Below are 11627 nucleotides of genomic sequence, written 5' to 3' on the forward strand. Positions count from 1 at the left end.
TTTTGTGTTCGTTAATCTTAATTGGCCATAAGTATAGGTGGTAATTAAACTACGAGATCCAACCAATACATGAATTATTTAAATTAAATATGATTTAAGTCATATTTATTGAGCTATTAATTAGATAACTTCAATAACAAGTTGATGTTCTTTTAAATATTAACCAAATAATAAGGTTATGAAAAAATTACTAATTGGATTGTTGGTCTTAGGACTTTCTCCACAGTTATTCGCGCAGGTCGAGGAGCTATCTGAAGTTACGGTCTATGCGACAAATTACAAATACCTGAACGATGTGAATTCTGAAGAGGTCGCTTCGATTCCGGTTAGGGAGCTTGAACGAAAAGTTGCTAATTTCGATGTTAAAGAGTCTGAATTTTATCATGATGATTATGATGAGTATATCGTTAGCTTTTATATTCCAGAAGGCAAGATTTTAGCTGCCTATGACAGAGATGGAAAAATACTACGTACAGCCGAGAGATTTAAAAATGTTAATCTTCCTTTAGCTGTTAAGAATGCTGTTGTAGGTAAGTTTCCTGGATGGAGCATAACAGAAGATATATACGCGGTAACCTTCTATGATACCAGAGGAACCTTTAAAAAATACAAACTTAAACTGGAAAATGGCGAAAAAACACTTCGCGTGAAACTTGATGAAAAAGGAAATTTCCTTTAGATAAGCTGAATTTCCTTTAATCATAAAAGACATCTGGAAGATCTTTATTAAGCGAATCTTCCAGATGTTTTTTTTGGTATGGATATAAACCGGATTTGAAGCTGGATCACGATAAACGATATTTACCTTAAAGTGATGATAACCGGTTTTTTGATTAAGGAGTCCAGCTAAATGCAGGATCCTTTTGAAAAATATTTCTCAACCTTAATTCATAGTGATAACGTTATTGAAATTATGGTCAGAACTGATTTTTAGATTTCTATTCTTTCCATTATTCATAATTTTTATTCTATAAGTTTTTTCCACCTCTTTCTGAACATCGTAATTCACGTTATAAACTACTTTCAAAAACTGACTTTGTGGGTATTCATTCAATACAGATTTAATTAGATTTTTTGGAAGACTGATATTCCTGTAGCGTTCAGTAGTTTTTACAATTTTTCCATTCCAGTCATAGTCTGCTAAAAGGAATCCATTGGTACCAATAAACTTAACGGTATAAAGTTCTTTACGTCCATCAAATTCATCTAAACTCTTTACATCAAAAGACGCCGCTTCCTTTTCCAGAGAACTTACATTATCTGAAACATCTGGTTCTTCAACTTCCTCAAGATAATTTAGGTTATAACCAGAAATTTCAACTGCTTCTAATTTTACTTCATTATTCTCGTTATTAATGGTTTGTGAGAACCCCAGGTTGGTAAGACCTAAAACGAACAGACCGAATACTAGATTTTTCATGACTCATCTTTTTATTAGGTTGATAATTATTGATTGGTCAAAGATGGCGTAAAGTGGGAAGCACTACTTAACAGTCATGTTGTTATTGCTATAAAGTTTTATTTAAATGCTTGTACACATAATTTGAAGTCTATAAATTATGTTGAATTTGCGAGGAGTAGGGATTTTGTTTCATTAAAATGATAGGGGATAGGCTACTTTTTAAGATCGAATTTTCTTTCGAAATAATATTGACAATCTGGGAATCCAACCTTTTCACAAAGAACCTTGTATCTGGGATCATCCTTCAACATTAATAAATTTGGATCAGTCTTTAACCATATTAAATCTACTTCGTGATTTTTTAAGGCTCTATTCAGCCAGTAAAAAGCTTTATCGTTACTTCCAAGACGCGCATAATAATGTGCTACAAACACGTTAATTTCAGGTTCCCCGTTATTGGCCCTTTCAATAACCTCGTTTAGGTATTCCATGGATTTCTCTTCATTGTCAAGGTAATAATAGGCAATAGCGAGGTGAATTACCATAGAGGCATAGCGTTTACTCGAAATTTGTAACGCAGTTTCCAGAACATCCTTTGCCTTTTCATAATCTTTCAAAGCGATATAAATGTTACCGAAATGGTCATTGTTTGGTTCAGAGTTAGGAGATCGAAATAATTCCTTTTGCATGATATATAAGGTTGTATCTATCTCTCCTTTAAAATAATAGGCGTAAACTACCGGCCAACTTCGACCACTATTTTGTGGATTTTCTTTAAGCCGATTATTTTCGCTTTCAATTACCTTATCATACCGTCCTAGCATTAAATTCAGAAAATCGGAAAAGAAATTTTCACCAACCTCTTTTCGATATTTAGTTAACATAGAGTCCGCAACCTTGAAATTCCAATTGTAAAATTCCTGTTCAGCTCGTGTACGCAATAAAGTCAGATTATCAGGATCCAGCGCTAATGCTTTCCTATAATAGGGTGCGGCTAAACTATCGGCTTTCCTTTTATTCATATTTCCAAACCAGGTACCCATGATTGAGTAAGTCCAACCTAATCTTTCGTAAGCCTCGGCAAATGTTGAATCTAATTCAATGGCCTTTTTAAAATATTTTCTTGAGGCCTTAAAGTTCTTTGCTGAATTATTAGTCATAATAAACTGACCTAGTAAATAACTCTCGTAGGCTTCCATATTTTGAGTCATGGCTTTTTGTATTTCCTCCTGTTCCTCTTTTGTAACATTGGCATCTAATTTTTTGGCCACCATTTCGGCGACCTGAGCCTGCACTTTAAATATTGAATCGTAAGTACCTTTATATTCCTGTGACCAGAACATTTGCTCTGATTTGCCATCGATCAATTGTAGATTCATTTTAATGGAATTTCCTGACTTCTGAAATCCCGATTCCAGAATATAACGAACATCAAGTTCATCAGCGATCTCGGTTATTGTCTTTTCATTTTCTTTATAATTCATCACTGATGTAAGCGAAATAACCTTATTAATGCTTCTGATTTTTGATAACCTCGAGATGATTGCAGCGGTCATTCCATCACAAAAGGCTTCATTCTCCTGGCTCCCGCTCATATTTTTAAAAGGCAGAACAGCAATGGAATTGTCTGTTTCATCAATAGGCAATTCCCTAGTCTTAATATCTTCCTTTTTTGAGTCTATGTATTTATACCAACCCAGGCTGGCAAGTAAGAAGAATACCATAATGACGATGACATATACTTGATGTTTTCTGCTTTTTGTAGAGGTAGGTTCGGGGTTGTTAAGAAATGTTTGAATATTATCGTTATCCCTGGGATTTCTGAATTTTACTTCTCCAGGAGGATATCCAAAATATTGGTGAAAGCATGTATTAAAATATGTTGGGCTGCTAAATCCTACCTTATAGGCAATTTCAGAAGCTGTGGCCACATTATCCTGTAGCATATCCATAGCCTTATCCAGTCTGAATTCCCTGATAAACTGGCTGGTAGATTTTCCATTAATCGCTTTTAGTTTCCTATGCAACTGGGATCGGCTCACTCCAATTGCAGCCGCCAACTCTCTTACCCCAAAGTGTTCTTTTTCCAGATTTTCTTCCAGGATCTCCGTTAGTCTTTGAATAAACTTTTCATCTATGGATTGTTGGCCGCCCATCCTGGGATTTACTTAAAGGAATTAGTTATTTCATTTTCATTGAAATGGGACATAACAAGTTACGGAATTTCGGGTCAAATAAGATATTCATTATTAGGTTGTTACGATGTGAAACTCCTGTTGGTAAAATAAGGAGGCTGATCTAAATCATTATATAGCTCAAAAATGAAATGCGATAGTCAGTGGTACCTATATGGTTAATGGAGTGAAAGTAACCGGATTTCCAAATTCTACTGAGGTTATCAGAAATTGTGCTAAAAACGGAACTTTATTGCCTATCGAAGATAAAGCGGTATTGTTCGCAAGATTTTTAATTCTTGAATATTTCAAGTTTTAGCATATCGTAATCTGAATTTAATTCGGTGAAGTCTACCTCTTGATTTTTAAGATGTTTGTCAAAGAATGCAACTACTAGATCATTAGTGATCTCAAGCCCCAGATAAGGATCTATACTACCAGCCTTACTAATTGCATTTATAGGAATCATCAACGGGATGTCCATGAAATTACTATGAAGAGTGTTTAGTACCCTTGCTTCATAAAAAATATCCTTGCTTTTATTAATGTAAGCATGAGAATTAAGATCTTCCTTATCTTCTGGCCAGTCGGCAGAAATATATAGGAATGGATCATTGAAAGATGTATTCACAATTCTTCCCCATTGAACACCGTCGATATTAGCACCGGCTTTTATGCGCTCGTCTACGAGCAGAGCATTACCAGCTGCACCTCCGCCACGAGAATGTCCAAAAACACCAATATTGTCAAGATCTAATTTACCTTTTAAAAAGCCTGAAGCGTTTAGGTCCTCCAATTCTGATACCACATCTGAAATATCCTGGGACCATCGCTCCACGATTTCTCTTACAAAATAACTTTCCAGACCTTTCTTTACAACAGGATGGCGTTTTTCGAATTTTATGTTTTGCTGAAAAGCCTCTCTAACAGGTGCAAGCTTTTCCCAGGTCCCGGATTCAATCTTTCTGGCATATTCATAATCAAAATATACTTCAGATCCATCGGGGAAGCTAGAACCGGTACTTTCATAAGTGTGATTTAAAGCAATAATTATATAACCGTGACTGGCAATCTCAGTCAATAGGGCATAATATCCATTGGCTTTGGAATTATAACCATGAGAAAATATTAGCACAGGAAATTCTTCATCGGCAACCCTAGTTTCCCTGTATACTTTTGTTTCAATCTTATCTAAATAATTGAAAGCAGCATCCGGAAGGCCATATTTCTGAGCAAAACCATGACGCCCGCCTTCATCGATGTATAGATCTTTTTGATCGTTGGTTTCTTTGGAAGGATACCAGATTTTGGCCATTAATTTTCTGCGATCTGAAGCATCTTCAGTTATAACTTCATCACGGTCTATATTAAACAACATATCCCTTGTTCCTACCTGGTATTCACCTTGTAATTCAGGAAGTTTAAACACAGGAAAAATAGAGGGTAGGGCAATGGCAAGAGCGAGCAATAAAGTGAATCCCATTCCTTTTAAAACTCTTAGCGCCTTTTTGGAACGTTTTTGTGTTTGTCTAAATGCGCTAAAAATTGCAAAGAGACAGATAAGGTATCCCGGCATCATTTGCCAGCGAAATCCTTCAAATATCAAATGAGTAAAAAGAAAACTTATTAATCCGCCAATTATCCAATATCTGTTTATCTCGATCCTGGAAAAGAAATTAAAAATTAGAAATAGGGTCGAAGCCAATAGAAGTAAAATTTCAAAAACCTGCATTCTTTAAATTTTATTGATTTGTGCCTACAATGTTAGATATTATCGGGCTTCAGGGCAATGTAGAAACCATATCAAAATGTGCATTCTACCTACAAACCTTAGATATTCTCGAATCTGAAGTCAGTTTTTGAAAATTTGAGAGGAAATGGATACGATTTGAAACTACTGAGCAATTTTTGACTTTTGCAGTTTACCCACCGAGTCTTTTTTATAAGTTCTGCTAATAGGAAGTGTTTGATCTTTAATATCTACTGAAGTAGTTGTGAAAGAAGTTACATACTCCAAATTAATTATAAAGGATCGGTGAATTCTTAAAAATTGATCTGGAAGATTCTTGTTCAGGCTGGTAATCTTTTCCCTGGTTATCAATTCATCGTTAGAAGTTACGATCTTCACATAATCGTTTAAACTTTCAATATAATAGAGATCCTTAAAATCGATTAGGTGATTTTTTCGATCTGCTCTTATCAAAATTTTTTCCTGTTCGTTTTTCTCTTTATCAGATTGTAATTTCTCCACTAAAGTTTCCTTTTTTTGAAACTGCATCACGAGTCGAACAAAACTTGTTGCGAAGACTATCAGGTAGAGCATAATTCCAAGGGTGAATATAGAAATACCTTCGAGGCTTACAACATTGGTGCTGGTTTGCGCCAGCATCACGAAAGTAAATAGAGCTACGAGCATTTCCAGATATAAGGAAGCTATTATTAAGTAAATAAAATATAAGATGAATTTCCCGTATCTCTCTTTTAGAAGATACCTGGGAACGAGGAAGAAATTGAAAATATAAGTGGTAATTACTACGATGGGGAGTAGAAATACTGAAAAATAAAATGCCAGCTTATAGCTTTTCCAACTGAATCCAAAAAACAAAGTCAGGAACAGAAGGATTATACCCCAGAAAACTGAATGCAGTATGTAGCGATTCCTGAACAACCTATTTAAAAATTGAAATGAATGTAAAAACCATTTTAAAGATCTTAAATCAAAATCTAATTATATTTGATTGTAAAAATATCAGATTTAGAGTTTTTAAGGTATGATTGATCTGTTTTTTAAAGGTGGGGCATTATTTATGAGCATTCTATCACTGGTTCTATTGGCGATAATCATTAGTGCTGTTCTTATCAGTATTCCTTTTTTCAGGGAAAGAAACAATCATTCAGACAAATTAATCAGAATCAATAATTATATAAAATCATTAAGTCTTTTTGCATTGATCTTCGGAATACTTGGTCAGCTTATAGGTTTGTTTTCAGCCTTTAGTGCGGTGAAAATAGGATCTGTGGAAGCTTCTCCAGCCATGATGATGAAAGGATTTGAAGTTTCTATGATATCAAGTATTTATGGGGCATTGATATTTATTCTGGGAATTATACTTCATGGATACTTTAGAAGATTCAGGAATTTAGCGTGAATATTGTAAGCTCCAGGTAAGAGACACATCCCTACATATCGAGAACTGACTTAGTTTTTATTTTCCTGATTTTAAAACTACCTTTTTTCTACAACAGCGCTTATTTGCGATGAGTCGTTCTTGGTTATAGAAATTTGTAGTGCATTTCTAATTTTAGAAATTCTCTGTTTATTCTCTTCCAGTTTCTCAATATTCGATCTATATGTTTTGATGTTCTTAATATTGGGAAAGGACAATCTTTTATTGGCAAAAGACTTGGTGAAAACTAAGTTCGGATAATTTAAAATCAGGATAATAAGTTGTGTTGTATTCGTTCTTTCAACTTCAAATCCAATTTTCTTAGCCGTTCTCTGATTCAGTACATAGGTAGTCCCAGTAATTTCTAAATTTGGTTTATCCTTGTTCGATTCCATTAAATTCAGGATCCCGTTTAGATATTCAAATAGAATATAATTTCTTCTATTTTTTCCATTAGCATCTTTATTTAAAACAAAGTAATAATCAAACAGGGTACCTCCATGAATGGTAATCTGATTCTCTTTTTCTTTCTCTGAAATTAAAAGTGAAGATTCGTACCGTAATTTTCCATTTTTTATCATCGATGGCATATCGAAAAATGAAGCTATTACTGAAAGTACGATCCAGAAACTTATTGGCGCCAGGAAATAAAATTTAAAATAAAACGAAATAAGAAAGACTGGTATTAGAATCGATAAAACAATTGAAATCAACTTTATATAAAAGTTTCTTTTTTGTTTTGGTGATAATTCAAAGTATTTATTTCGCAAATCTAATTTCTGTTTAAGTAGTATTATAGTCGGTTTAGATCAGTACAAGAAGCAATGAAGGGGACTTGATCCGGACATCTTTAAATCAACTTATTATTGGTTCTATTGGTCAGAAAAATGATTTTTTCCTAGCGCTGCTGACTATTATTAATATATCTTAACCCATCGTACATAGCTTTTAAAGGTACAGAACGATGGTTTTCTTTTTCAAAATATTTTATTTCAACATTTAAGGGTTCTTCTGTGTTCTTTATGATCGATGAATAGAGATAGTCGTGTCTTTTTTTATTCCTCTCGTAATTCGCCTCTCCCTGGTTGGCGGTAGCTATATAAAGTTTTTTCTTCAGTGATAATGGTGAAATAGAATCAACTTTATTATTCATCATCTCTTCGCTCCACCATATACTTGGGTCTATGGAAATGTAAGCATTGAAAACGCTATTTTCATCCATATATGAATTTAGGGTAAGCAGACCTCCTAAAGAATGTCCAATGAGGGTTCTGGAGGCCTCTGTTCTGTAATTTTCATCAATATAAGGGATTAATTCTTTCTCAATAAAATTCAAAAAATCTCTTCCACCTCCCATAGTATTTGGTCGTTTGGTCTTGATTTTGGTAACAGTAAAATCTCGTTCACGGTCAACATTCTCAATGGCGATAATAATACTTTCTGGCATTAAATTGTTTCGGTTCCTATCGGAGCTCATAAAATGTACTATTCCAGCTGCTGTTTTGAAATGAGTATATCCATCTAATAATATGATAACTGGATATTTTTTCGTCTGTTCAAATGAATCATTATAGGAATCTGGCAAACTGATTAAACAAGTTCTTTCTTCATCTAAAATATTCGATTTAATGACAAACTTATTTCCTAGTACAATATCAGTTTTATTTTGTCCTATTGTGGTTTGCACTCCCGAAAGAAAAATATATAAAATTACAAATGTCATGTTTTTCATTATTTGCATTATGTTTTGATGGGACTCGATAATTGCAAGTTGCGGAGTAGGGTAGGTGGTCGTGACATTTTTAGTAATGGGTTAATTTTGATTTGTTTGTCTACTTTCCAATACAGAAGTTTTCAACTCCTAATTTTGCTGGGCTTAGCTAAAAATGAGGTGTAATCCAGGTACAAAACCATTTCTAACATCTTAAAATAACTACTAAAATGTTGCATAAAATACAGTCATTAAATAATATTAGTAAAATAAGGCATTGAGCTAATATTGAGTTTATACTTCGAATTGGCTCCAAGTAGGACCCATCATAGAACAACTACTTAAAATACTTCCAGGTACAAAACTTACATTAGAAGCCTTACAAGATATGCCATAGACCTAGAGAATGAACAAATCAAACAAGCCCTCTTAAAAAACAAAAACCTTCCAGTGACTAATCTTTGAAAATGGAGATACTAGAAAACAACTAATCGCACGAAGTAGGTGCCTACTCTATAAAGCCGGAAAAACCAACAATAAACCACACAAAACCTGAAAACGAAATAATAACTGCAAGTAATGTAAAATGGGGGTGGTTATCCCTTGTAAGGAAATTCAAGTTCTGTGGGAGCAAATCCTGGAGAGACTCAACTGAAGCTTTAGTTTCAGGATTCTTATTGAAATTTTATGAAGGATTTTCACAACACCACATATTTATAAACTGAGCTAAAAACGTTGTAAAATCATATATAAACAATAATCAATAAAAATTTAATTTCGAATAGTTCGGTTTGTTCGAAACCATAACTATTTTTGCCTGGATTTTACTGTGGGTGAGTTAATAATTATCGACAATGAGGAGAAAAAACAATTCGAAATGAAAGAAAAAATATGCAGAGAAAAAATGGACTTAGTTGAAAAACTAGGTGTGCATTTAGAGAATAGAGAACAGTTAGCTCCATTTGCGGCACGTATTTTAGCTTATATCATTCTTACAGGTAAAATAGGTACCACATTTGACGATATGGTGACAATCCTTCGCGCAAGTAAGAGTACTATTTCTACACACCTCAATCATTTACAGGATTTAAAAAAAATAGTGTATATCACAAAAACTGGAGATCGCAAAAGATATTTCATTATAAATAAGGATTTGATTGTTCAGTACATCGATGCTATGATAAATGAATGGCAAGAAGTTAAAGCGTTACATTTAGAAATAAAGAAATATAAAGAGACGATTAACACGCAAAAAATTATAAATGAAGAAGAAAAATTCGATTTAAATTTTCATAATGACTATATCAAATTTTTAGATGAAGCAAGTATGTCAATAAAACAATTAAGAGAGAACCAGTTTAATATTTAAAGTCAGATTAAAAATGAAATCCAATAAACTGATAATCATCTAGTCACTAAGTGTATGCTTAGTCATTGTAAGTTGTAGTGATAAACAAGAAAACCCACAAGTTTCTCAAAGGCCACCTGTACCTTTTCCAGTAACACAACTGCAACCTAAAACAGTTACAGGATTTACAGAATACCCGGCAGCCAGTGAGGGCATAATAAACAGTGATGTTAGAGCTAAAACATCTGGTTACATTCAAAAAGTATTGGTGGACGAAGGGCAAAAAATTACGAAAATGCGAAGTGTTATATAAGTTAGAGACACAGGCGTTGAGTCAAGGTGCTGCAGCAGCAAAGCACTTATCAATGTGGCACAAGTAAAGGCAAGACTCAAAAAGAAGTTGCACTTGCACAGCAACAGCAAGCCTTACTTGAGTTTAAGAAGACCCTGTTGATTGCCGGGAGTGAAGTATCTAATGCGTTGTTTACCTTTGAATCTGAAACTAAAAAATTCGAGTTTAGAAAAAATGAAGTTGAAGAAAGTTACAACAATTAGTTTCGCTTGTAGACTAATATGAAGCGCTGCGCGGCGGATGGAGATAATATTAAATACTTAATAAACCTTTTTAACCAAAACTATGTACTCAATCCTAGTTGCGACAAATTTTTCTAAAACATCAGACAATGCTGTTCTGTATTCAGCATCATTAGCTCAACTGTTAAATACAAAACTGGTGCTTTTTAATGCTTTTAAGTTGCCCTCACTCACAGCACACAACGAACCAAAAAAATAAAGAAACAGATACTGGCAAAAAAGCTTACTGATGGCCAAATGATCAAAATACCAAAGGCTGAAAAAACCCGTCTGATTTTTACCTATTCGAACAATCGAGCGGCAAAAGATGAGCACAACCGAGAAAGAGGATTGCAGCGCCTGGAAAAGCGGATAAAATCTGGAAAGCTCACCACAATCCAACATCAACAATAAGGGTTACAATAAATATCTAAAAATGCAGGGAGATGTGACCATTGAAATTGATTATGAAAAATTCTGGAAAGACAACGCCTGGGATGGATTGAAAGGCTACGCAACCAATACAGAACTATCAGGTCAACTCGTAGTCGAAAATTATAAAAACTTATGGCATATTGAAAAAGCCTTCAGAATGTCAAAGACCGATTTACGAATACGGCCCATTTACCACAGATTGCGTCACCGGATCGAAGCCCATATCTGCATCTCATTTACGGCTTATAGTATTTACAAGGAATTGGAAAGGCAGCTCCATGCCGAAAAATCTACTATATCACTAAGAAAAGCAGCAGAACTCACACATAATATTTATCAAATAACTTATACCCTTCCTGATTCTAAACAAACTAAATCAAAGTTCCTGAAAATGGATGATCAGCAGGCTGAATTATATCAAATCATCGAGAAAAATTTCTAGGGTATTGCAACGCTGAAGATAGGAGAAAGCGGTCAAAGCCGTACAACTTACCCTAGAAGGTCAGGCGCATGTAAGCCAGGCGCATAGAGCATTTCTCGGTAAAGTCGCTACAATCTTTGTCAACAACATCAGTAGGGAGGCAAAGGTCACCACTGATAAATGGAAAGGAGACAGATCCATTGCAAAGGCCTATGATATCGATTAGATAGAAATTAAGAATGGAACCAACTTTAGGGCCCTGCATACCATGATACCCCAGATAAAGTCATGGACTCATCGTTGAACAACCTTGATATCTACAGGTATTTCAACAAGTTCTGCTTTAGGAGCGATTCTTTCCAAAGCAAGGAATCCTGATAGAAAAAAATGATCAAG

10 protein-coding genes and 3 pseudogenes are annotated in these 11627 nt (G+C 34.4%); 7 read left to right on the top strand and 6 right to left on the bottom strand.

Annotation, left to right across the window (positions count from 1 at the left end; translation table 11 throughout):
• Positions 1-178: 178 nt before the first annotated feature.
• Positions 179-679 (top strand): nicotinate-nucleotide adenylyltransferase, encoded by a 501-nt coding sequence (locus G3I01_RS11740; RefSeq protein ID WP_219548092.1) that lies wholly within the window; start codon positions 179-181, stop codon positions 677-679.
• Between the two features lie 204 nt (positions 680-883).
• Here the strand turns inward: G3I01_RS11740 and G3I01_RS11745 are convergent, their stop codons facing one another.
• The 4 genes from G3I01_RS11745 to G3I01_RS11760 all read right to left on the bottom strand — a co-directional run bounded on the left by G3I01_RS11745 (position 884) and on the right by G3I01_RS11760 (position 5992).
• Positions 884-1420, bottom strand: coding sequence for a hypothetical protein (locus tag G3I01_RS11745; RefSeq protein ID WP_219548094.1), 537 nt, complete (start codon positions 1418-1420; stop codon positions 884-886).
• A 194-nt stretch (positions 1421-1614) separates the two neighbouring features.
• On the bottom strand, positions 1615-3558 hold the full coding sequence (locus tag G3I01_RS11750) for a helix-turn-helix domain-containing protein (protein WP_219548096.1): 1944 nt from the start codon (positions 3556-3558) through the stop codon (positions 1615-1617).
• Positions 3559-3868: 310 nt separating this feature from the next.
• Positions 3869-5308: a hypothetical protein gene (locus tag G3I01_RS11755; RefSeq protein ID WP_219548098.1), complete on the bottom strand. Its 1440-nt coding sequence runs from the start codon at positions 5306-5308 to the stop codon at positions 3869-3871.
• A 162-nt stretch (positions 5309-5470) separates the two neighbouring features.
• Positions 5471-5992 carry a LytTR family DNA-binding domain-containing protein gene (locus G3I01_RS11760; protein ID WP_219548100.1) on the bottom strand — a complete coding sequence of 174 codons (522 nt, stop codon included), beginning with the start codon at positions 5990-5992 and terminating at the stop codon, positions 5471-5473.
• Positions 5993-6383: 391 nt separating this feature from the next.
• Here G3I01_RS11760 and G3I01_RS11765 point away from each other — a divergent pair, with 391 nt between their 5' ends.
• Positions 6384-6725, top strand: a complete 342-nt coding sequence (locus G3I01_RS11765) for a MotA/TolQ/ExbB proton channel family protein (protein WP_219548102.1) — start codon at positions 6384-6386, stop codon at positions 6723-6725.
• 77 nt (positions 6726-6802) lie between these two features.
• Here the strand turns inward: G3I01_RS11765 and G3I01_RS11770 are convergent, their stop codons facing one another.
• Both G3I01_RS11770 and G3I01_RS11775 read right to left on the bottom strand, forming a co-directional pair.
• Positions 6803-7324, bottom strand: coding sequence for a hypothetical protein (locus G3I01_RS11770; RefSeq protein ID WP_219548104.1), 522 nt, complete (start codon positions 7322-7324; stop codon positions 6803-6805).
• 317 nt (positions 7325-7641) lie between these two features.
• On the bottom strand, positions 7642-8466 hold the full coding sequence (locus G3I01_RS11775; RefSeq protein WP_257710574.1) for an alpha/beta hydrolase-fold protein: 825 nt from the start codon (positions 8464-8466) through the stop codon (positions 7642-7644).
• An 865-nt stretch (positions 8467-9331) separates the two neighbouring features.
• On the opposite strand from G3I01_RS11775, the gene G3I01_RS11780 reads away from it, so the two are divergent.
• The 5 genes and pseudogenes from G3I01_RS11780 to G3I01_RS17125 form a co-directional block, all read left to right on the top strand.
• Positions 9332-9823, top strand: a complete 492-nt coding sequence (locus G3I01_RS11780) for a transcriptional regulator (RefSeq protein ID WP_219548108.1) — start codon at positions 9332-9334, stop codon at positions 9821-9823.
• Positions 9824-10186: 363 nt separating this feature from the next.
• Positions 10187-10374 (top strand): annotated as a pseudogene (locus G3I01_RS11785) (hypothetical protein); the annotation flags it as partial.
• Between the two features lie 259 nt (positions 10375-10633).
• On the top strand, positions 10634-10789 hold the full coding sequence (locus G3I01_RS11790; protein ID WP_219548110.1) for a hypothetical protein: 156 nt from the start codon (positions 10634-10636) through the stop codon (positions 10787-10789).
• 85 nt (positions 10790-10874) lie between these two features.
• Positions 10875-11042 (top strand): annotated as a pseudogene (locus tag G3I01_RS17215) (IS1634 family transposase); the annotation flags it as partial.
• Between the two features lie 266 nt (positions 11043-11308).
• Positions 11309-11609: pseudogene (locus tag G3I01_RS17125) on the top strand (IS1595 family transposase); the annotation flags it as partial.
• Positions 11610-11627: the final 18 nt, after the last annotated feature.

Source organism: Gramella sp. MT6, assembly GCF_019357415.1.
GTDB lineage: Bacteria > Bacteroidota > Bacteroidia > Flavobacteriales > Flavobacteriaceae > Christiangramia.